The 21023-nt window shown below is 70.8% G+C and carries 18 protein-coding genes; 9 read left to right on the top strand and 9 right to left on the bottom strand.

What is annotated here, in order from left to right; all coding sequences use genetic code 11:
• Positions 1-237, top strand: coding sequence for a hypothetical protein (locus ACIBHX_RS31235; protein ID WP_397070912.1), 237 nt, complete (start codon positions 1-3; stop codon positions 235-237).
• On the opposite strand, the gene ACIBHX_RS31240 is transcribed toward ACIBHX_RS31235, so the two are convergent.
• Complete coding sequence (locus ACIBHX_RS31240; protein ID WP_397070913.1) at positions 191-787, bottom strand: hypothetical protein; 597 nt, start codon at positions 785-787, stop codon at positions 191-193. The two genes, ACIBHX_RS31235 and ACIBHX_RS31240, sit on opposite strands and share 47 nt — an antisense overlap.
• 709 nt (positions 788-1496) lie before the next feature.
• Here ACIBHX_RS31240 and ACIBHX_RS31245 point away from each other — a divergent pair.
• The gene (locus ACIBHX_RS31245; protein ID WP_397070914.1) at positions 1497-2183 is read left to right on the top strand and encodes a phosphatase PAP2 family protein; all 687 of its coding nucleotides are present in this window, start codon (positions 1497-1499) and stop codon (positions 2181-2183) included.
• 33 nt (positions 2184-2216) lie between these two features.
• On the opposite strand, the gene ACIBHX_RS31250 is transcribed toward ACIBHX_RS31245, so the two are convergent.
• On the bottom strand, positions 2217-3548 hold the full coding sequence (locus tag ACIBHX_RS31250) for a TetR/AcrR family transcriptional regulator (RefSeq protein WP_397070915.1): 1332 nt from the start codon (positions 3546-3548) through the stop codon (positions 2217-2219).
• Positions 3549-3645: 97 nt separating this feature from the next.
• Between ACIBHX_RS31250 and ACIBHX_RS31255 the strand changes: the two genes are divergently transcribed.
• The 4 genes from ACIBHX_RS31255 to ACIBHX_RS31270 all read left to right on the top strand — a co-directional run bounded on the left by ACIBHX_RS31255 (position 3646) and on the right by ACIBHX_RS31270 (position 11361).
• Entirely contained in the window at positions 3646-5013 is a 1368-nt protein-coding gene (locus ACIBHX_RS31255) for a cytochrome P450 (RefSeq protein WP_397070916.1), read from the top strand.
• Complete coding sequence (gene clpX / locus ACIBHX_RS31260) at positions 5010-6179, top strand: ATP-dependent Clp protease ATP-binding subunit ClpX (protein ID WP_397070917.1); 1170 nt, start codon at positions 5010-5012, stop codon at positions 6177-6179. Before ACIBHX_RS31255 ends, clpX begins: the two co-directional genes overlap by 4 nt.
• A gap of 129 nt (positions 6180-6308) precedes the next feature.
• The gene (locus tag ACIBHX_RS31265) at positions 6309-10079 is read left to right on the top strand and encodes a Pls/PosA family non-ribosomal peptide synthetase (protein WP_397070918.1); all 3771 of its coding nucleotides are present in this window, start codon (positions 6309-6311) and stop codon (positions 10077-10079) included.
• 4 nt (positions 10080-10083) lie between these two features.
• Positions 10084-11361, top strand: a complete 1278-nt coding sequence (locus tag ACIBHX_RS31270) for a M1 family metallopeptidase (protein WP_397070919.1) — start codon at positions 10084-10086, stop codon at positions 11359-11361.
• Positions 11362-11484: 123 nt separating this feature from the next.
• Here ACIBHX_RS31270 and ACIBHX_RS31275 read toward each other — a convergent pair whose 3' ends face one another.
• Positions 11485-11898, bottom strand: coding sequence for a MarR family winged helix-turn-helix transcriptional regulator (locus ACIBHX_RS31275; protein ID WP_397070920.1), 414 nt, complete (start codon positions 11896-11898; stop codon positions 11485-11487).
• Between the two features lie 55 nt (positions 11899-11953).
• Here ACIBHX_RS31275 and ACIBHX_RS31280 point away from each other — a divergent pair, with 55 nt between their 5' ends.
• On the top strand, positions 11954-12280 hold the full coding sequence (locus ACIBHX_RS31280) for an antibiotic biosynthesis monooxygenase family protein (protein WP_397070921.1): 327 nt from the start codon (positions 11954-11956) through the stop codon (positions 12278-12280).
• A gap of 12 nt (positions 12281-12292) precedes the next feature.
• Here ACIBHX_RS31280 and ACIBHX_RS31285 read toward each other — a convergent pair whose 3' ends face one another.
• Positions 12293-12913 carry a TMEM175 family protein gene (locus ACIBHX_RS31285; protein ID WP_397070922.1) on the bottom strand — a complete coding sequence of 207 codons (621 nt, stop codon included), beginning with the start codon at positions 12911-12913 and terminating at the stop codon, positions 12293-12295.
• Between the two features lie 199 nt (positions 12914-13112).
• Between ACIBHX_RS31285 and ACIBHX_RS31290 the strand changes: the two genes are divergently transcribed.
• Positions 13113-13235 carry a hypothetical protein gene (locus ACIBHX_RS31290; protein WP_397070923.1) on the top strand — a complete coding sequence of 41 codons (123 nt, stop codon included), beginning with the start codon at positions 13113-13115 and terminating at the stop codon, positions 13233-13235.
• 166 nt (positions 13236-13401) lie between these two features.
• Entirely contained in the window at positions 13402-14937 is a 1536-nt protein-coding gene (gene acpA, locus ACIBHX_RS31295; protein WP_397070924.1) for an acid phosphatase, read from the top strand.
• On the opposite strand, the gene ACIBHX_RS31300 is transcribed toward acpA, so the two are convergent.
• The 5 genes from ACIBHX_RS31300 to ACIBHX_RS31320 all read right to left on the bottom strand — a co-directional run bounded on the left by ACIBHX_RS31300 (position 14891) and on the right by ACIBHX_RS31320 (position 21017).
• Entirely contained in the window at positions 14891-16054 is a 1164-nt protein-coding gene (locus ACIBHX_RS31300; protein ID WP_397070925.1) for a Cmx/CmrA family chloramphenicol efflux MFS transporter, read from the bottom strand. The genes acpA and ACIBHX_RS31300 overlap by 47 nt on opposite strands.
• 53 nt (positions 16055-16107) lie before the next feature.
• A complete protein-coding gene (locus ACIBHX_RS31305; protein ID WP_397070926.1) occupies positions 16108-16668 on the bottom strand; it encodes a TetR/AcrR family transcriptional regulator in 561 nt (186 codons plus the stop codon).
• Between the two features lie 42 nt (positions 16669-16710).
• Positions 16711-18621, bottom strand: a complete 1911-nt coding sequence (locus ACIBHX_RS31310) for a CBM35 domain-containing protein (protein ID WP_397070927.1) — start codon at positions 18619-18621, stop codon at positions 16711-16713.
• A 115-nt stretch (positions 18622-18736) separates the two neighbouring features.
• The gene (locus ACIBHX_RS31315; RefSeq protein ID WP_397070928.1) at positions 18737-19750 is read right to left on the bottom strand and encodes a fatty acid desaturase family protein; all 1014 of its coding nucleotides are present in this window, start codon (positions 19748-19750) and stop codon (positions 18737-18739) included.
• Between the two features lie 106 nt (positions 19751-19856).
• Positions 19857-21017 (bottom strand): glycosyltransferase, encoded by a 1161-nt coding sequence (locus ACIBHX_RS31320; RefSeq protein ID WP_397070929.1) that lies wholly within the window; start codon positions 21015-21017, stop codon positions 19857-19859.
• Positions 21018-21023 lie beyond the last annotated feature (6 nt).

The following is a 21023-nucleotide window of genomic DNA, read 5'->3' on the forward strand; positions in this document are numbered from 1 at the left end:
GTGCCCAACGTGACGGAGACCGCGGCCTACTACACCGACCCCGACGGCGACGGCTGGTTCACCACCCGCGACGGCGGGCGTCGGCTGCGCGTCGTCGCGGCGCCCACCCGGCGGCTGGTCCGGCCCGACCAGCACGTTGCCTGGTCGGGACCGGACGACTCGCGAGCCCTCGAGGTGCTGCGGATGGCGATCAGTCGGGCGCCCAGTACTTCTGCAGGACCTTCTCCATCCGCCTGACCACCGGGCTCCACGTCTGCGTCAACGTGTAACGGCTGACGTGGCGCCCGCGGTAGGTCAGCGTGTACTTCAGGAAGTCGGCGCCCTGCGGCTGCGCCTCGTTCCTGCCCAGCTTGAGCTGCTTCAGGCTCCCCCGCAGCCCGCGCCACTCGGCCCCGGTCAGGCACTTGTCGATCACGGGCCCGGTCCGCCGGCTCAGCCGCACGCACCCGTTGGTGTAGACGACCACCCTGTCCTGCAGGCCCGCGAACCCGCCCTCCTTCCGCAGCTCGACCAGCACCTTCTTACGTACGGCCACCGCCGCCCCACCCGGCACCCGCACGGTCACCACCGAGCCCGCCTTCCCCCCGGCACCTCCCGCGATACTTCCGGCACTTCCCGCGTTGCTTCCGGCGCTTACTGCGTCGCTTCCCACTGTGCCTACGGCCACCCCGGCGTTACCCGACCCGCCTGCGGTCGCCGCCGCACCATCCGCCTGCGCCGGAGCCCCGACACCGATGCCCAGCGCGACCACGCCGACGCCGAGCATTCCGATCCGCCACGTCTTCATACTCCTTTGGACGCACCAAAGCCCCAATCCGCTCACTCCCCACCCAATCTCATGCCACCCGCCCACTTCCCCGCCGAGCCACCTACGACATCACCGCACCAATCCCCACTTCCCCGCCGCTGCAGATAACACGCCAGGAGGCCGGACACGCTCCGCCGGCGACGGTCAGGTCTCGCCGAGGTCGGTGCAGTGTGCGATCGTCGCATCGTCCGCCGCAACCCCGTGGCGCGCCTCCGCCTGCCGTACACGACGGATGATTTCGGCGGGTCCCCGTGCTGGCAGATTGATTCGGTGCCGGGGATGCCGGCGCCGTCGATCAGCACCGCTGCCGTCGGTACGGCGCCGGTGAAATCCTCGTTTGCGCGGTCAGTCCGTTTCGCAGCGCTCGTCATCGTCACCCGCATGGCCCGTCGCCGCCCTCCAGCCGATTCAAGGCAGCGATCATGACCACCACCGACGCGCTTGGGCCGCACACCTCTGCCGCCGCGCAGACGCGTCGGGCCATCCGCTGTGGTTCTCGCGCTGGCATGGCCGGCCTTCGGCCCGCGGCACATTCGTCGGCTGCGACATGATCCCGGGGTGCTTTAGTGTGACCCGTGTGAGCCCTCGTGAGGTGGCTGCCGGCCGATTATCGCGTCTGGTGGCGCGGGTCCGCTCAGCCGTACTTGTCGGGAGGATGGGTGGGCGGCGCCCTGCCCCGCTCGTCGAAGTGGCCGGTCTGCTGCTCGTGACCCTGCTCTTCTCACGGCTTCATGCCGCCGCCGGGAAGGGCGTCGCAGCCGCCACCGCCAACGCTCTGGCCTTGCAATCCATAGAACGGGCCAGCCACCTGGGCATCGAACTGAGGGCGAACCAGTGGCTGACCGAGCACCCGTCCTTCATCCAGCCGGCGGTGTATTACTACCGCCTGTACTACGTCGTGATCATCGGTGTGCTGGTGTGGGTCTTCGTTCGGCATGCCGAGGTCTACGTCAAGGTCCGCCGGACCCTCATCGCGATGGCCGTTCTTGTGCTGCCTGTTTTCTGGGCGCTGCCCATGTCGCCCCCGCGGTTCGCCTTACCGGGCGTCGTCGACATCATCGCCGAGCACGACATCTTCGGCGGCCATGCCTCACGAGAGATCGAGAACGGCCAGAACCTGTATTCGGCGATGCCCAGCATGCACGTGGGATGGTCGTTGTGGTGCGCGTATGCCGTGTGGTGCGCGCTGCGGGCCTCCCATCCGCGATCGGCGTTGCTGTCGTGGATCTTTCCGCTGGGTATGGCGGCAGTCGTGCTCATCACGGGGAACCACTACGTGCTCGACATCGCCGGAAGCGCTGTGTTGCTGGTCGTCTCCATCGCTGTCGTATCAGCGTGGGGCCACCTGGCCGAGCGCCGGCCTGCTCGGGATTGACCGCCTGCGGACAGCCGGGAGGTCGGCGGGAAGCTAACCTCGCGAAGGGAATGGTATCGGGGCGGATGCTGCGGCGTGGGCGGCTCCGCGGCCTTCGGCTCTGGCCACGATCCGGCCGGCCCGGACGCGGATGGCGACCTCCGTCTCGTCGCTCACCGCGGTCACCCCCGCGGCCGCGGCCACGGTCCCGGGCTCGTCGAACACCACCTGCAAAGCGGGCCACGCCTCCCGCGGGAACGCCTGCCGTACCCCCACGCACACCTCGCCCACCACCAGCCGCGCCAACGGCCCGAACTCCGCCGGATCCGACGTGACCAGCACCGCCGTCACCCCGACGCCTGGAGGTACCGCCCGCACAGCCTCCTCCACGGCCTCGACCCGCTGCAGCCCCACCACGACCACAACCTCCTCGTACTCCCCGCCGACGCTCGGCCCGGCGGCACGACGACCGGGAGGGGCTTCAGGGCCGCCGAGGTAGGCGGATTCCGCGTGTACGACATCGACGGCGGGCGGTGGCGACCATCGCTCATCGACCGGACGCGCGGGAGGCGCCCACGGCAGATGCGCCGGAGCCCACCCCGTGTCGAGCTCGACCCCCACCAGCCGCTCGCAACCCGTGATGACATCGAACGGCTCCACGAACCCCGTAGCCGCAGCCGCCAGCTGCCGAGCCCCATGCAACGTGGTCAACACCGCCTCAGCCACCCGCACAAGCCGCCCATGCGGTACGGCGGGCTGCCGGACCCGCTCCAGCCGCTCGGCCGCGGTCCCCAGCACCCGAACCCGCTCCATCGCCAGCCCGAGCAGCAGCGCATCCAGCTTCAGCAACTGCCCGTAAACCCGCCGCGTCCGCTCATCGGCCAGCACCTCCCCCACGAGGTCGATCCCCAGCCACGCCTCCGACTCCGCAGTAGCCAGCGGCAACCCCCCGACCCACCACCGCGCAAACGCGCCAACAGCATCCCGGACCCCCGCCATCGAGTCCCGCCCCCGCCCGCCCTCCACACCACGCCCACCCCAAGCCGTCAGATCACCGTGCCCCGCCACCTCTGAACCACGCTCGCCTCTGACCGTCGTATCGGCGTGGCCCGCCACCTCCGTACCGCGCTCGCTGCCCGTGCCGGGCTCGCTTCTGGCAGTCGGAGAGGCGGGGTGGGGGGTGGCGAGGTGGGCCAGGACGGCGAAGTAGAGGGCGCGTTTGCTGGGGAAGTTGGAGTAGACGCCGCCGCGGGTCAGGCCGGCCGCTTCGGCGATGGCGTCGATCCTGGCCTCGCGGTAGCCGCGGGCGGCGAACTCCTCCTTGGCGGCGGCGAGCACTCTGGCCCGGTTGCGCTCCTGCGTCTCCGCTCTGGTGAGGCGTGCCATCGATTCCCTCGCTGCGCGTTTGCCGGGCGGTGGGATCCAAGGATACTGTCACCATCCAGATGATGTGAACATGTGATCTGAGCATGCGGGAGGGTTCATGACCGGAGTACCCGAGATCGATCTCACGGACGTGGCGGTGATCAGAGACCCGTTCGGGACGTACGGCGCGGCACGCGAGCAGGCACCCGTGGCCCGGCTCCTGATCCCCGGGATGGCGCCGATGTGGGTCGTCACCCGGCACGCCGAGGCCCGGGAGATGCTGGGCGACCCCAGGTTCGAGATCAACGCGGGCAGTTTCATGCGGCCGGACGTGCCCGACGACTGCCTGCCGTACATGAGCACCATGAGCGAGATGAACGGCCAGGAGCACGCCCGCCTGCGCCGCCTGGTCGCTCCGGCCTTCACCCCCCGCCGCGCCAACGACTTCCGCCCCCGCATCCAGGCCCGCGTCGACCACCTCCTCGACACCCTGCAAGCCACCGCCGGGGAAGCGCCGCGGTACGTGACCGCCGAGGAGGCGTTGCCAGGGACAGGGACCAGGGAGAGCTCTGCTCAGGACGCGCGAGCAGACACGCAACCAGCGCCCCGGCAGCAAGCGGGCGCGCCGCAGGTGGGGTCGCCGCAGGCGGAATCGGCGCGAGAGGGGTCGCCGCGGGTGGAGTCACCGGGGGTGGAGGTGGTGGACCTGCTGACCGGGTTCGCGCGGGCGTTGCCGATGGATGTGATCTGCGAGCTCGTAGGCATCCCCGACGAGGATCGGCCGCGGTGGCGGGAGTACGGGGCGACCGTCGCGATGGGCATGGGCGAGGCGTTCGCCAAGGCGATTCCGAGAGTCATGGAGGGCGCGAAGGCAGCCGTGGCGCGACGGCGGGAAGAGCCCGGCGACGATCTCGTGACCGATCTGGTGCAGGCGGTCGACGACGGCGACCGCCTGAGCGAGACCGAGCTGGTCACGATGATCTGGCAGCTGGTCCTGTCCGGCCAGACCCCGACGAACCTCATCGCGAACTCGATCGCGACCCTGCTCACCCACCCTGACCAGCTCCAGGCCCTGCGCGCGGACCCGGCGAAGATGCCCATGGCCGTCGAGGAGCTGATCCGCTGGTGCGGCCCGACGCTGCTGTCCATCCCGCGCTACGCCCGCGAGGACCTCGACCTGTACGGCGTGCAGGTCCGGAAGGGCGAGGCCGTCTGCGTGTCCGTGGCCGCGGCCAACCGCGACCCGCGAGCGTTCCCGGACCCCGACAGGTTCGACATCGCCAACGGCAGGCAGAACCATCTGGGGTTCTCCTTCGGCCCGCACTTCTGCGTGGGCGCGTCCGTGGCCAGGGTGGAGACCGAGGTGGCGCTCACGTCGCTGCTGCGGAGCTTCCCCGACCTGGCGCTGGCCGCCGAGGTGGACGAGATCCGCGCCCCCGACCCGGGCACGTGGCGCCTGACGTCGCTGCCGGTGACGCTGCGATGAGCGAGCTCGCCTGCGCTTTCTGCGGCAAGCCCCAGAGGCAGGTCAAGAAGCTCATCGCGGGCCCCGGCAGGATCTGCATCTGCGACGGTTGCGTGGCCGTCTCCACCGAGCTGATCGCCGACGACCGCCCCGACCCGCCTGCGCTGCCCAAGCCGAGGGAGATCCACGCCTTCCTCGACGAGTACGTGATCGGCCAGGACCACGCCAAGCGGACGCTCGCCGTAGCGGTCTACAACCACTACAAGCGGGTCAGATCCGGGGCCGGGGAGCTCGGCAAGTCCAACATCCTGCTGGTCGGCCCGACGGGGTCGGGCAAGACGTACCTGGCCCAGACGCTGGCCAGAATGCTGGAGGTCCCGTTCGCGATGGCCGACGCCACGGCGCTGACCGAGGCCGGGTACGTCGGCGAGGACGTCGAGACCATCCTGCTCAAGCTCCTGCGGGCCGCCGGCGACGACGTCGGGCGGGCCGAGCAGGGCATCGTCTACCTCGACGAGATCGACAAGCTGACCCGCAAGAGCGAGAACCCGTCGATCGTCCGCGACGTCTCAGGCGAGGGCGTCCAGCAGGCGCTGTTGAAGATCATGGAGGGCACCGTCGCGGAGGTGCCGCCGGACGGCGGCCGCAAGCATCCGCAACAGGACACCATCAGGCTCGACACCACGAACGTGCTGTTCATCGCGGGCGGCGCGTTCGAGGGCATGGAGGTGCCCGACCAGCGCCACGCCGGGTTCCTCCCCAGAGCCCGGAAGGCCAGGAACCTCCCCCGCGAGCTCATGAGATTCGGGCTCATCCCCGAGTTCGTGGGCCGCCTGCCCATCATCGCCACCCTGGAGCAGCTCGACGTCGAGGCGCTGGTCCGCATCCTCACCGAGCCGCGCAACGCGCTGGTCAAGCAGTACCGCAGGCTGTTCGAGCTGGACGGCGTGGACCTGGAGTTCACCGACGAGGCCGTGGCCGAGATCGCCGGGCAGGCCCTGCTGCGCCGCACCGGCGCCAGGGCCACCAAGGCGATCATGGAGGAGGTCCTGCTCAACCTCATGTACGAGGTTCCGAGCCGCGACGACGTAGCCCGCGTGGTGATAGATCGGGACACCGTACGCAACAAGGTGAATCCCACCCTGATCCCTCGAAGTGACGACGAACCCACCGAGAAATCCGCGTAATCCGGAATACACTCACCAAGCGGAGCCGTTAGTCACCGGGAGGCGCGACAGGCGCCGATCCGGCGGCCAAGTAAGTCCTCAGCTACATCCGCGCTGTGGCTGCCCGCCCTCGAAAACAGGGAGCCACGCATGCCGCAGCCCGTGCTCGACCCTGCCGACCTGCGCACATGGTCGAGCGCCGTCTATCTGACGGACGAGCCCGCGCTCCCGCCGCGCACGCTGATCGACGTGCTGGCCGCCACCGCCCACCGCCACCCCGGCGACCCCGCCCTGGACGACGGCGCGACCGTCCTCACCTACGAGCAGCTGCTCACCGAGGTCGACGCGCTCGCCGACAGGCTCAAGCAGTACGGCGTGGGCCGCGGCGACCGGGTCGGCATCCGCATCACATCCGGAACGATCCGCCTCTACGTGACAATCCTCGCGGTCCTCCACGCGGGCGCCGCGTACGTCCCCGTGGACGCCGACGACCCCGACGAGCGCGCGGAAACGGTCTTCACCGAGGCCGACGTGTGCGCGGTCATCCAGGACGACATCATCGTGCGCGGCCCCGCCATGGGCGTCGAAGGAGAGCCGGAGCTCGACGACGACGCGTGGATCATCTTCACCTCCGGCTCGACCGGCAAGCCCAAGGGCGTGGCCGTCAGCCACCGCAGCGCCGCCGCGTTCGTCGACGCCGAGGCCCGCATGTTCCTGACCGACGAGCCGATCGGCCCGGGCGACCGCGTCCTGGCCGGCCTGTCGGTCGCCTTCGACGCCTCCTGCGAGGAGATGTGGCTGGCCTGGCGCCACGCCGCCTGCCTGGTGCCCGCGCCGCGCGCGCTGGTGCGCACCGGCATGGACCTGGGCCCATGGCTGGTCGAGCGCGGCATCACGATCGTCTCAACGGTCCCCACGCTGGCCGCGCTGTGGCCGGCGGAGACGCTCGACGACGTCCGGCTGCTGATCTTCGGTGGCGAGGCGTGCCCGCCCGAGCTGGCCGACCGGCTGGCCGTACCGGGCCGAGAGGTGTGGAACACCTACGGACCGACCGAGGCGACCGTGGTCGCCTGCGCCGCGCAGCTGACCGGCGAGGGTCCCGTCAGGATCGGCCTGCCGCTGCGCGGCTGGGAGCTCGCGGTCGTGGACAAGCAGGGCGAGCCGGTGGCCATGGGCGAGACGGGCGAGCTGGTGATCGGCGGAGTCGGCCTGGCCCGCTACCTCGACCCGGCCAAGGACGCGGAAAAGTACGCCCCGCTTCCCTCGCTCGGCTGGGCGCGCGCCTACCGCAGCGGCGACCTGGTCAAGGCCGAGCCCGAGGGCCTGATCTTCGTGGGCCGCGCCGACGAGCAGGTCAAGCTCGGCGGCCGCCGCATCGAGCTGGGCGAGGTGGACGCCGCCCTGCAGGCCCTGCCGGGCGTGGCCGGCGCCGCGGCCGCGGTCCGCGGCCAGCTCCTGGTCGGCTACGTCGTGGTGTCCGATGACTTCGACCAGCAGACGGCCCGCGTACGGCTGGCCGAGGCGCTGCCCGCCGCGCTGGTGCCCCGGCTGGCGATCGTGGAGGAGCTCCCGACCCGCACCTCCGGCAAGATCGACCGGGACGCGTTGCCGTGGCCGCTGACCACCGAGGTGCCGGACAACCTGACCGGCGCGCAGCGGTGGCTGGCCGAGTGCTGGCAGCAGGTCCTGGGCCAGGGCGTCGGCGACGCGGAGGCCGACTTCTTCACTGAGGGCGGCGGCAGCCTGGCCGCGGCCCGCCTGGTGACGCTGCTGCGCGAGCGCTACCCGTCGGCCGCCGTGGCCGACATCTACGAGCACCCGACGCTCGGCGCCCTGGCCGCCCGCCTCGCGGAGACGGCTCCCGCGGCCGACACCGGGCGCACGGTCGAGCCGATGCCGCGCCGCGTCGCGTTCGTGCAGACCGTGCTGATGCTGCCCCTGCTCACAGTCACCGCGGTGCGCTGGCTAGCCGTGGTCGCCGCGGTCATCGGCCTGCTGACGGGCAGCCCGGCGGCCCTGCTGTGGGGCGTCGCGGGGATCGCGGTGTTCTTCACCCCGTTCGGCCGGATCGCACTGTCCGCGGCCGCGGCCCGCCTCCTGCTGCGTGGGCTGGAGCCGGGCACGTATCCGCGTGGCGGTGCCGTACACCTCAGGCTGTGGTTCGCCGAGCAGCTGACCGTCCGGCTGGGCATCCAGGACCTGTCGGTCGCGCCGTGGATCACGCACTACGCCAGGGCGCTGGGCGCGCAGGTGGGCGCGGACGCCGACCTGCACAGCATGCCGCCGATCACCGGCCTGCTCCGGCTGGGCCGCAACGCGGCCGTGGAGCCCGAGGTCGACCTGTCCGGTTACTGGCTGGACGGCGACCTGCTGCACGTGGGCGAGATCAGGATCGGCACGGGCGCCCGGGTGGGCGCGCGGGCCACGCTGCTTCCCGGGGCCAGGATCGGCAAGAACGCCCAGGTCATGCCCGGCTCCTCGGTGGCGGGGGCGGTGCCGTCCGGGCAGCGGTGGGCGGGCGCGCCTGCCGTACGGACGGGCAAGGCGAGCAAGCGGGGCGAACGGCCGGCGCGCAAGCGGCGCTGGACGACCGCGTACGCCATATCGGCGCTGGTCCTGAGCCTGGTACCGGTGCTGGCGGCGATCCCGGGGCTGATGATCGTCAGGGCCGGGTGGGCGTGGACGCCGCTGGCGGTCGTGGTGTCGATGGCGGCGTTCGCGCTGATCGTGCTGGTGTGCGTGCGGCTGCTCGGGATCGGGCTGCGGGCGGGCAGCCATCCGGTGCACAGCGCGATGGCCTGGCGGGCGTGGGCGACCGGGCGGCTGATGGAGATGGCCAGGGTGTGGCTGTTCCCGCTGTACGCCAGCACGTTCACCCCGGCCTGGCTGCGCGCGCTCGGCATGAAGGTCGGCAGGGACGTGGAGCTGTCGACCGTGCTGGCGCTGCCGGCGATGACGTCCGTCGGCGACGGCGCGTTCCTGGCCGACGACACCATGGTCGCGCCGTACGAGCTGGACGGCGGCAGGCTGCGCATCGACCACGTGCGCATCGGCAAGCGCGCCTTCCTCGGCAACTCCGGCATGACCGCCCCGGGCCGCAAGGTCCCCAAGGACGGCCTGGTCGGCGTGCTGTCGGCGGCGCCGAAGAAGACCAGGGCGGGCTCGTCCTACCTGGGCATGCCGCCGGTCGAGCTGCGCAGGACCGTCCAGGACGCCGACCGCAGCCGCACCTACGACCCGCCCGCCCGGCTCAAGCTGGCCAGGGCGCTGGTCGAGCTGTGCAGGCTCCTCGCCGCGGTGGCCAGCGCCTCGCTCGCGATCCTCGTCGCGGCGGCGCTGGGCCGGCTCCTGATCCAGTACGGCCCGGCCGCCGCGATCTCGCTGGGCGGCCTGGTGATCGGCGGCGCCGGGATCGCCGCGGCGCTGGTGACCTGCCTGGCCAAGTGGGCGCTGCTGGGCCGGATCAAGGCGGGAGACCGGCCGCTGTGGAGCTCGTTCGTGTGGCGCAACGAGCTGGCGGACAACTTCGTCGAGGTGCTGGCCGCGCCCTGGTTCGCGCAGCCGTGGCTGGGCACGGCGCCGCTGAACCTGTGGCTGCGCGCGATGGGCGCCAAGATCGGGCGCGGGGCGTGGTGCCAGACGTACTGGCTGCCGGAGATCGACCTGGTGCACCTGGGCGACGGGGTCTCGGTCAACCGGGGGTGCGTGCTGCAGACGCACCTGTTCCATGACAGGGTGATGAGCATCGACACGGTCGAGCTGGCCGAGGGCGCAACCCTCGGTCCGCACGGAGTCATCCTGCCGGCCGCGAGCATCGGCCGGCACACCACGGTCGGGCCCGCGTCGCTCGTGATGCGCGGCGAGTCGCTGCCCGCGCGGACGCGCTGGTTCGGCAACCCGATCGCGGCGTGGCTGGAGTGAATACTTGGCGCAGTACTTCCCGTCGCACGGCAACGACGGCTACCGGGTCGAGCACTACGACCTCGAGCTCGACTACCGGGTGGCGGCCAACCGGCTGAGCGGCGTCGCGGTGCTGACCGCGCGTGCCCTCGATCCGCTGGAGCGCTTGGAGCTCGACCTGGGTGCCTTCCGCGTGGGGCAGGTGCTGGTGGACGGCGAGCGGGTCCGTCACACGCACCGGGCGGACAAGCTGCAGATCACGCCGCGTCACTGGATCCAGGAGGGCAGGCGCTTCACCATCGAGGTGCGCTACGCGGGCAGCCCGCGGCCTGTGCAGTCCCCGTGGGGCGGGCTGGGCTGGGACCAGCTGACCGACGGGGTGATCGTGGCCAGCCAGCCCATCGGCGCGCCGTCCTGGTATCCGTGCGACGACCGGCCCGACAACAAGGCCACCTACCGGATCACGGTCAGGACGGCCTCGCCGTACCAGGTGATCGCGAACGGCGAACTGGCCGCCAAGACGCACGCCGGCGGCACCACCACCTGGGTCTACGAGCAGGCCGAGCCCATGGCCGCCTACCTGGCCAGCGTGCAGATCGGCCGCTATCGCCGGGTGGAGCAGACCGGGCCGGTGCCGATCCGGCTGCTGTACCCGACGCGGCTCGCCACCCGGGTCCAGTACGACTTCGGGCGGCAGCGGCAGATGCTGGACGCCTTCACCGAGCTCTTCGGCCCGTACCCGTTCCGCGCCTACACCGCGGTGGTCACCGACGACCCGCTGGAGATCCCGGTCGAGGCGCAGGGCATCTCGATCTTCGGGTCCAACCACGCCGACGGGCGGCGCGGCAACGAGCGGCTGGTCGCGCACGAGCTGGCGCACCAATGGTTCGGCAACAGCCTGACGCTGGGCCACTGGCGCGACATCTGGCTGCACGAGGGGTTCGCCTGCTACGCCGAGTGGCTGTGGTCGGAGGCGTCGGGCGGCAAGCGGGCCGACGAGCACGCCGCCCGCTGGCATCGCAGGCTGGCCGCCCAGCCGGGCGACTTCGTGCTCGCCGACCCAGGGGCCAGGCGGCTGTTCGACGACCGGGTCTACAAGCGCGGCGCGCTCACGCTGCACGCGCTACGCGGCGCGCTCGGCGACCCGGCGTTCTTCTCGATGCTGCGCGAGTGGACGGCCGACTACCGGCACGGCACGGTATCCACCGGCCGCTTCACCGAGCTCGCCCGCCAGTACACCGCCCAGCCGCTCGACGACCTCTTCGACGCCTGGCTGTACAGCCCCGCCGTACCCGATCAGTGAGCCGGCGCGTTGGCGTAGGCGGCGCCCCTGAAGTACTCCCGCAGCGTGTCCTTGCCCTGGCGGAGCACCCCGGGCAGGACCACAGAAGGATGTACTTCGCCGGACCGCCGTACTCATCGCCCGCTAGGCGAGATTTTCCGCGCAGGCTCTGAGCAGCCCCGCCAGCTCGTCCGCGGGGAGTCCCGCGATCATGCGCTCCTCCACCTCGAGCACGATCGCTTCGGCCCGCTCCAGCAGCGCCCGCCCCTCGTCGGTCAGCGTCACCGGCAGCGCCCGGCCGGCCGTCGCCTCGCGCGCCACCGACGCCAGTCCCGCCGCCGTCAGCCCGCCCAGCACGTCCCGCAGTGACTGCCGGGTGACGAAGGTACGGCGGGCCAGCTCGGCGGCCGGCGCGCCCGGCACGTCGGCCAGCGCCCGCAGCACCGCGTACTGCGCCATCGACAGGCCCAGCTCGCGCAGCCGTCGCTCGCTCGCCCGGCGGAAGGCATCGGCCACCTGCTTGACCAGGTAGGCGACCCGCTGATCGAGTTGACTCATGACAGGAACCTTACACATAATGGCCTATGTAAGGAACCTGACATAGGAGGCGTCCATGACCACCACCATCTCCACCGAGGCCGAGCTCGCCACGCTGATCAACGTGTTCACCGTCCGCCCCGAGCGCCAGCGCGAGCTGGTGGACCTGCTGGTCACGGCGACCGAGGAAGTGATGCGGCACCGGCCGGGGTTCATCTCGGCCAACATCCACGCGAGCCTCGACGGCGATCGGGTCGTCAACTACGCCCAGTGGGAGAGCGCCGAGGCCTTCCACGCGATGCTCGCCGACCCGGAAGCCCAGGTGCACATGGGCCAGGCGGCGGCCATCGCCGAGAGCTTCGAGCCGCGCCTGCACACCGTGGAGTCCGTCCATCACCGCTGACCTCCAGTTGCGCTACCCGGCCCGGCGCCTGGGGCGCATGTCGAACATGTAGAAGACGAGCAGCAACACGTAGAACACGAGCGCGGCTACCGCGCTGAACGCGCCGATGACGGTCGCCACGAGGTAGGACACCGGCCCCATGCCCCAGCGGATCCGCAGCGAGCGTGCCTCCGCCGGGGTGATGTGCCCGCCCAGGTGGCGGTGCCCCGACGAGGCGTACCACCACACGGCGTTGTAGAAGATGCCGCCGATCACCAGCACGATTCCGTAGAAGACGGCGGCCATCTGGGTGCCGTGCTCGGCGTGCAGCGCCTCGGCCAGCACGTGCGTGGGAAACGGCAGGAAGGCGACATCCATCAGCAGGAGCACGTTGAGCGCCAGCAGCATGCCGTCGGTCCTGCGGATGAAGTGGAACATCCGATGGTGGTTCATCCAGACCATCCCCACCAGCAGGAACGTCACCACGTAGGCGAGGTAGGACGGCCACAGGCCGATGAGCACCCCCCCGAGGTCCTTCTCCCAGCCTTCGGGCAGCCGGATCTCGAGCACCAGCAGGGTGATCGCGATGGCGAACACGCCGTCGCTGAACGCCTCCAGGCGTCCGGTGCTCATCACGAAAGAGTCGTCGCTCACGCCGCGCATCGTACAGAGGATGAATTGTCGAGGTTCGTCCTTGGCTGACCGAACCGCGGATCATCGCTAGCGGGGTCCGGTCTGACGATCTACTCTGACCGGAAGCAACCGGAGGAGTGGCGTCTTCTCCACGCTGTCGCCCGCCTCAGGCACGCTGGCCTCCTTCGCCACCCTCGGCGTCGGCTTCCTGGCCAGGCCCGTGGGCGGGATCCTGTGGGGGCACTTCGGCGACCGGCTCGGGCGCAAGGCCATGCTGATCGCCTCGCTGCTGCTGATGGGCCTGGCCACGGTCGGGGTCGGGCTGCTGCCCACCTACTCCTAGGCCTCATCAGCCTGGCCGCCGTCATCGCCCTCCGCGAAACCCACGTCCCCAGCCCGGCCGGCCGATGACCGGAACCACCTCTACGCCGGATGACGACTGAGATGGCTTGCCCCGCCACGTGCGGGGCGGGAAAGTCGATGGCAGTCATCTCCGGAAAGGAACGACAGTGCGACGGCAGATGCTTCTCGTGCCGGCGATCATCGCCGGCCTGTTATCGGCCGGTTCCCCGGCCCAGGCCTCCCACGCCCCGCGCGTGGCGGGCCGCTTCACCCACCTCGTGGTGATCTACCAGGAGAACCACAGCTTCGACAACCTCTACGGCATCTGGGACCGCGTCGGCTGGGAGCCGGTGGACGGGCTGCGCTTCGCGCGGCACACCACGCAGGTCGGCCAGGACGGCACGCCGTACAAGTGTCTGCCGCAGACGGACGTGAACCTGAGCTCGCCGCCGCTGCCGGCGACCTGCGACAACAGCGCGTTCACCGACCAGCCTTTCCTGATCGACGACTACATCAAGCCCGCCGACAAGACCTGCCCCGCGCCGGGAGTCTTCGCGCCGAACGGGGTGCTGAAGGACAGCGCGGGCGCCGAGCCCGGCGGCTGCACGCGGGACCTGGTACACCGCTTCTACCAGGAGCAGTACCAGATCGACGGCGGCAAGCAGGACCGCTACGTGACCGGCAGCGACGCGACCGGGCTCACCATGGGCCACTACGACACCAAGAACCTGCCGATCTACCGCTACCTGCACGAGCACGGGCACCCGAACTACGTCATCGCCGACCGGTTCTTCCAGGCGGCCTTCGGCGGTTCGTTCCTCAACCACCAGTACCTGATCGCGGCCCGCGCGCCCGTCCACACCAGCCCCGACGGGCTGCACTCGATCGTGGACGCCAACGGCTTCCCGAACGCGAGCTACCCGCTCTACCACCCGGCCACCACGGTCAAGGACGCCCAGCTCACGCAGTCCTGCGGGGCTGACGCGAATCCGAACCTGGCCTGCGGCGACTACGCGGTCAACACGATCCAGCCGGCCAGCGCGCCGCACGGCGGCGGCCCGCAGCTGCCGCTCGTCGATGACACGAAATATCCAAACATCGGGGACCGGTTGAGCGACGCCGGCGTCTCCTGGGCCTGGTACGCCGGAGGCTGGAACGACGCCGAGGCAGGCCACCCCGGGCCGCTGTTCCAGTACCACCACCAGCCGTTCAACTACTTCGCCGCCTATGCCCCCGGCCAGCCGGGCCGCGCCCACCTCAAGGACGAGACCGAGTTCATCGCCTCGGCCAAGAACGGCACGCTCCCGTCGGTCAGCTTCGTCAAGCCGTACGGCGCGGAGAACGAGCACCCCGGCTACGCCAGCGAGCCCAACGGCAACGACCACCTGGTCGAGCTGCTGAAGGCGGTCGTGAACGGCCCGCAGGCCAAGGACACCCTCGTCGTGGTCACCTACGACGAGAACGGCGGGCAGTGGGACCACGTCTCGCCACCCGCCGTCGACAAGTTCGGCCCCGGCACCCGGCTGCCCGCGCTGCTGCTGAGCAAGGCCTTCTTCAGGTCCGGCGTCGACCACACCGTCTACGACACGACCTCGATCATGGCGACCTTGGAGCGTAGCCTCCGGCTCGACCCGGTGGACACGCGCGACGCCAGGGTCAACGACCTGTCGCGAGCGCTACACGGTTTCGCGCTTCCGTTCTAGCGGCGACCGCCACCGTGGCCAGGGCGGCCAGGGCGAGCGCGGCGCCGAGCCAGGCCACCGACTGGTAGCCGAGCCCGGCGCCGATCGCCAGGCCGCCCAGCCACGGACCGGCGGTGATGCCGACGTTGAAGGCCGAGAAGTTGGTGGCCGTGGCCAGCGTCGGCGCCTCCCCCGCTTCGGCGAACACCCGCGTGTTCAGCGCCGGGTTGATGGCGAACCCGAAGGCGCCGAGCAGCACGACCAGCGGTACGGCGAGCAGCGGCACCCTGGCGAAGAGCGCGATGGCCGCGGAGATCACCACCAGCGCCAGGACGCCCGCGTACAGCGTGGGGAACGGCCGCGCGTCCGAGGTCCGTCCACCGATCGTGATCCCCACCAGCGACCCGACCCCGTACACGGCCAGCACTGCCGGCACCCAGGCGGCGGGCAGCCCGGTGACGTCGGTCAGCAGTGGCGCCAGGTAGCTGAAGGTTGCCAAGATCGCCCCGGTGGCCAGCGCGGTCGTCGCGTACGACAGCCACAGCCTGGGGTTGGCCATGGCGCGCAGCTCGTCCTTGATGCGGGGCACCGCCCCGGAGATCCGGCGCGGGATCGTGGCGAACACGCCGATCATCACCAGCACCGACATCACCGCCACCGCCCAGAACGCGGCCCGCCAGCCGAGGTGCTGCCCGATCACGGTCCCGGCGGGGAGCCCGACGATCGTGGCCACGGTCAGCCCGCCCGCCACGACGCCCATCGCCTTGCCCTTCAGCTCGGTCATGCCGATCGCGGTGGTCGCCGCCACGGCCCAGAACCCGGCGTACACGAACGCGCCCACCACCCGGGTCGCGAACAGCACGCCGTAACTGGGCGTCAGCGCCGCCACCACGTGCGTCAGCGCGAAGATCGCCAGGAACACCAGCAGGGCGGTACGGCGCGGCCACCGCAGCGTGACCACCGCCAGGACCGGCGCGCCGACCAGCATCCCCAGCGCGAAGGCGGAGATCAGCAGCCCGGCACCCGGGATCGACACCCCGAGGTCGGCGGCCAGCTCGGGCAGCAGGCCCGCCAGCATCAGTTCGGACGTGCCCTGGGCGAAGATCGCCAAGCCCAGGACGTAGACGGCGAGAGGCATCAGAACTCCCGAAAGTTTTAGATAGATCAGTTCAAAATGAGGGCACGAAAAACTCAGAGAGCGCTCAGCGCGGTTTCCGCGATCTGCTCGAGCTCCTGCCTGGCGGCTCCCGACCTGGCCGCGACCCGCATGCCGGCGATCGTGGCGATCACGAAGCGGGCCAGCGCCTGGGGATCCTTGCCCCGGTCGATCTCGCCTGCCCTGATGCCCGACTCGATCGCCGCAGTGAGCGCCGCGAAGCGCACGTCGTGGTCGCGCCGCAGCATCTCGGCCACGACCGGGTCGCGCGGGGCCAGCTCGACCAGGGTGTTGACGACCAGGCAGCCGCGCGCGTCCTCGATCGCCTGCCGCAGCAGGGTGCGCACCTTCTGCCTGGTGGGCGCCTCGCCGTCGAGGATCTCGGCCAGCTCGGCGTTCTTGCCCGTCGTGTAGCGGCGCAGCGCCCGCTCGAACAGGTCGTGCTTGCTGGCGAAGGTGTTGTAGATGCTGCTGCGGCCCAGCCCGGTCGCGGTGCAGAGGTCGGCGGTCGAGGTGGCTTCGTAGCCCGCGTCCCAGAACGCGCGCATCGCCGCCTCGACCGCCCGGTCCTCGTCGAACTGCCTCGGTCGTGCCATGCCGATGACACTACCAGGTTTTGGACCGATCGTTTCAAATCGCTAGATGCTGATCTTGTCCACGTTCGGCCCGCCGGTCGCGCCGGTCCCGGTCGCCCTGATCTTGTTGGCCCCGGCCACGAGCTGTACGGTCACCGACTTCGTCGCCCAGGTGTCCCAGTTCGTCGTGGGCGTGAACACGACGGACGACACCGTCGCGCCGTTCACGGCGATGTCCACCGGCCGGTCGGCCGTGGTCCCGTTGGCGTAGCGGACCACCAGCGTGTACGAGCCCGCCGTCGCGGCGTTGACGGTCCACTCGATGTACCCGCCCGCCGCGTTGACATAGTCCACGAACCCGGTGCCCGTGAAGCCGGTGTGGTTGCTGAACACCCCGGCAGCCGACAGCACCGCGTCCTCGGCCTGGTAGTCCGTGGCCGCCACGACCGGCGTCACCGTGATCTTGTCCACGTTCGGCCCGCCGGTCGCGCCGGTCCCGGTCGCCCTGATCTTGTTGGCCCCCGCCGCCAGCTGTACGGTCACCGACTTCGTCGCCCAGGTGTCCCAGTTCGTCGTGGGCGTGAAGACGACCGACGACACCTTGGTGCCGTTGACCGCGATGTCCACCGGCCGGTCGGCCGTGGTCCCGTTGGCGTAGCGGACCGCCACGCTGTACGAGCCGGCGGTGGCCGCGTTGACGGTCCACTCGATGTACCCGCCCGCCGCGTTGACGTAGTCCACGAACCCGGTGCCGGTGTAGCCGGTGTGGTTGGTGAACACCCCGGCCTGGGACAGGACCGCGTCCTCGGCCTGGTAGTCGGGCGTCGAGCCGGTGACCGTGAGCGTGTAGGTGGCCGTGGCCCCCGCTCCGGTGATCGTCACCGGGTAGGTGCCCGGCGGTGTCGCGTCGGTGGTGGCGATCGTCAGCGTCGAGTTGCCCGGCACGGTGACCGAGGCGGGGTCGAAGGAGGCGGTCGCCCCGGCGGGCAGGCCGGAGGCCGACAGCGTGACCTGCTGCGCGGCGCCGGTGGCCGCTACGGTCGCGGTGACCGATCCGCCCGGGGCGGTGGAGCCCGAGGCCGGCGTCGCGCTCAGCGAGACGTCGGAGGCGGGGGTGAAGGTCCACTGGCTGGCCGAGCCCGAGCAGCTGCCCGCCACCGCGTTCGATCCCGACTGGCGGATGCACTTCTGGCCCGTCTGGATGTCGGAGATCGTGCCGCTCGGGTTGATCGACCACTGCTGGGACGGACCGCCGGTGCAGGTGTTGATCACGATGGTGCTGCCCGACATGGCGGCGCACAGGTTGTTGATGACCAGGAACGCGCCGTGGAAGGTGAAGCGCTGGTTGGCCGCGCCGGTGCAGGCCGCCACCTTCAGCGCGGTGCCCGAGGTGGAGCTGTTGTTCGGGTCGTCCAGGCACTGGCCCGACGAGCCGTTCTGGTAGGAGCCGACCGTGGTGTTCGGCTTGGCGCCGCCGTAGCACTCGCCGGTCGAGGTGTTGAAGATCGGCGTGGGGTCGTAGGTCTCGTTCGAGCCGGGGTTGATGATGACCGGCTCCATGGTCGGGGTGCTGTCGGCGTTGTAGTGGGTGAGGGCGTCCTCGCAGTCGATGGCGTTCATCGCGTTGCCGCCCTTGCCGCCCAGCCACAGGTCGAAGTGCCAGAGCCCGGGCCCGCCGTTGGGGCCGTGGCCGCTCCAGTCCTCGCCGCACTCCTGGCAGGAGTCCTCCATGATGAAGTACTTCTTCACGCGGGGGACGTAGATCTTCGTGCCGGGCTTGGCCTCGGCCGAGGAGGTGGCGAACGTGATCGGGTCGGCGTAGGTGCCCTTACCGCCCGCCGTACTGTGGATCTGGGGGTAGGAGATGTCTCCGCCGGGTGGCGTGTTGTCCCACCACCCGTAGAACGTCAGGAACGTCTGCTGCGTCGTGGCCGCGTAGGCGTGCGTGGTGCCACCTAAGAGCAGAGCGATCATCGATAACAGGACCAGAGCGGCGCGGCGGCCCATGGTTCCTCCACAGATCGATTCCGGTGAACGCAGCGTCACCGGACGCACCTGCTCGGGTCAAGGGGTTCGTTAGGAAAATTTCCTAACGAACCCGGATTTCCGCGCCGACGTCGTGGAGATGCCTGAGCGCCTGCCCCCAAGAGGCCAGCAGCCCGGCCTCGGCGTACGGCACGCCGATCTCCGCGCAGTAGGCCTTGACCAGCGGCCGGGCGCGGCGCAGGTTCGGCGTCGGCATGCTCGGGAACAGGTGGTGCTCGATCTGGTAGTTCAGCCCGCCAAGCGCCGTGGTGACGAGGTGGCCGCCGAGCACGTTGCGCGAGGTGAGCACCTGCTTGCGCAGGTAGTCCAGCTCGTCCTTTTCAGTCAGCACCGGCATGCCCTTGTGGTTGGGCGCGAACGTGCAGCCCAGGTAGATCCCGAAGCAGGCCTGGTGCACGGCCAGGAAGACCAGCGCCTTGCCGAAGGGCAGCACCGCGAAGATCACGCCCAGGTAGGCGGCGAAGTGCGCGAACAGCAGCCACCCCTCCAGCGCGCGGCTCTTCACCTTGCCGCCGACGACCGCGCGCACGCTGGAGACGTGCAGGTTGAGGCCCTCGAGCGTGAGCAGCGGGAAGAACAGGAACGCCTGGTGGCGGCCGATGAACCTGGGCAGGCCGCGGCTGACCGCCGCCTGCCCGCGCGACCAGAGCAGCACGTCGGGCGCGACGTCAGGGTCGCGCTCCTCGTGGTTGGGATTGGCGTGGTGGCGGGTGTGCTTGTCCTGCCACCAGCCGTAGCCCAGCCCGATCAGCAGGTTGCCTACCACCAGCCCGGCCACCTTGCTCGCCCGCCTGGTCCTGAACACCTGGCCGTGCGCCAGGTCATGGGCCAGCAGCGCCACCTGGGCGAACATCACGGCCAGGAAGACGGCCACGGGCAGCTGCGCCCAGGAGTCGCCGATCATCACGAAAGCCGCCCAGCCCGCGGCGAACAGCCCGCCGACCAGGCCGATCCTGGCGGCGTAGTAGCCGGGTCGCCGATCGAGCAGCCCGACCTCGGCGATCCTGCGTGACAGGCGAGCGAAGTCGCTTCCTCTGATGGGCGCGGACGTGACCAAGGGGGCCTCCAGGGCTCGGTTTTCCGATCTTCCTTAGCATCCCGAGCACTGCCCGCGCACGTACCCTGGCCACCACCCATCTTCAAGGTAGTGCAGGCCCTACTTGTCAGCGGTTGGTCCAGTAGCTGTCCACGATGGGCTCGCGGGCCAGCAGCTCGGCGAACAGGTCCTCGTACAGCGGCATGACGACCTCGGCAGCGTAGTTGCCGGCGGTCTGCGCTGCCGCCTCTCCCATCCGCCTGCGCAGCCCGTCGTCCGACATTAGCCGCTCCAGCGCCGTGGCCAGTCCTCCGGTGTCGCCCGGCGGCACCAGCAGCCCGTCGACCTCGTGCGCCAGCACCTCGCGCGGCCCCGACGGGCAGTCGAAGGCGGCCACGGGCAGCCCGTGTCCCATCGCCTCCAGCATCGCCAGCGGCAGCCCCTCCGAGCGGGAGCTGAGCGCGTAGATCGAGGCGCCGGCCAGTTCCTCGTCCAGCTGGTCGCTGTGCCCCATGAGCGTGACGTTCTTGGCCAGCCCCAGATCGTCGGCGAGCCCGGCCAGCCGGTCGCGGTCGGGTCCTGTGCCGAAGACGCGCAGCTCCCACTCCGCGTGCCGCCGCATGGCCTGCCCGAACGCCGGGATCAGCAGGTCGAACCCCTTGCGCGTGACCAGCCTGCCGGCCGCCACCACGACGGGCTCCCGCCGCTCGCGCGGCGGCCGCTCGGCGGGGTGCACCGCGTTGGGGATGCGCACGATCGGCGCGCCGGGCAGGATCCGCCGGTAGTCCTCCTGGTTGGCCCTGGTCACCACGACCACGGCGTCCAGCCGCCGGTAGTGGCGGGCGATCCTGTCGCGCACCGCCTGCGGGTAGTCGCCCAGGTTCAGGTGATCCTGCGCCACCCGGACGACATCTATGGGCGTACGGCGCGCCGAGATGAGATTGAGCGACGGCCGGGTCGTGACCAGGATGCCGCCCGTCCGCGTCGAGACGTAGTCGACGACCGCCCGCTCCTCGCGCTCGCTCAGCGACCCGTCGCCGAGCCTGCCGCCCAGCCGTGGCCACCGCCCGCGCCCGGCGGGACCCGGCCGCCTGCCGTCCCTGCGGTCGATCAGGTCGGTCACCCGCACGTCGGGCCGGATCCGGTAGGCCGGCTCGTCGCGGTCGCGGGTCACGCCGGCGATCTCCACCCGGTGCCCGGCCGCGGCCATGGCATTGGCCTGGTCGATGACCGCCCGGGCGGTGCCGCCCTGGCTGTAGGCGTCGGGCAGGAGATACCTGATCCTCATGCCGGC

This window comes from Nonomuraea sp. NPDC050536, assembly GCF_044457685.1.
Lineage (GTDB): Bacteria > Actinomycetota > Actinomycetes > Streptosporangiales > Streptosporangiaceae > Nonomuraea.

Bases quoted from the DNA above. Each gene is read 5' to 3' on its own strand.
- ACIBHX_RS31300 (WP_397070925.1), bottom strand. From the start codon at position 16,054: ATGCCTCTCGCCGTCTACGTCCTGGGCTTGGCGATCTTCGCCCAGGGC.
- ACIBHX_RS31310 (WP_397070927.1), bottom strand. From the start codon at position 18,621: ATGATCGCTCTGCTCTTAGGTGGCACCACGCACGCCTACGCGGCCACG.
- ACIBHX_RS31320 (WP_397070929.1), bottom strand. From the start codon at position 21,017: ATGAGGATCAGGTATCTCCTGCCCGACGCCTACAGCCAGGGCGGCACC.
- ACIBHX_RS31250 (WP_397070915.1), bottom strand. From the start codon at position 3,548: ATGGCACGCCTCACCAGAGCGGAGACGCAGGAGCGCAACCGGGCCAGA.
- ACIBHX_RS31275 (WP_397070920.1), bottom strand. From the start codon at position 11,898: ATGAGTCAACTCGATCAGCGGGTCGCCTACCTGGTCAAGCAGGTGGCC.
- ACIBHX_RS31265 (WP_397070918.1), top strand. From the start codon at position 6,309: ATGCCGCAGCCCGTGCTCGACCCTGCCGACCTGCGCACATGGTCGAGC.
- ACIBHX_RS31305 (WP_397070926.1), bottom strand. From the start codon at position 16,668: ATGGCACGACCGAGGCAGTTCGACGAGGACCGGGCGGTCGAGGCGGCG.
- clpX (WP_397070917.1), top strand. From the start codon at position 5,010: ATGAGCGAGCTCGCCTGCGCTTTCTGCGGCAAGCCCCAGAGGCAGGTC.
- ACIBHX_RS31255 (WP_397070916.1), top strand. From the start codon at position 3,646: ATGACCGGAGTACCCGAGATCGATCTCACGGACGTGGCGGTGATCAGA.
- ACIBHX_RS31240 (WP_397070913.1), bottom strand. From the start codon at position 787: ATGAAGACGTGGCGGATCGGAATGCTCGGCGTCGGCGTGGTCGCGCTG.
- ACIBHX_RS31280 (WP_397070921.1), top strand. From the start codon at position 11,954: ATGACCACCACCATCTCCACCGAGGCCGAGCTCGCCACGCTGATCAAC.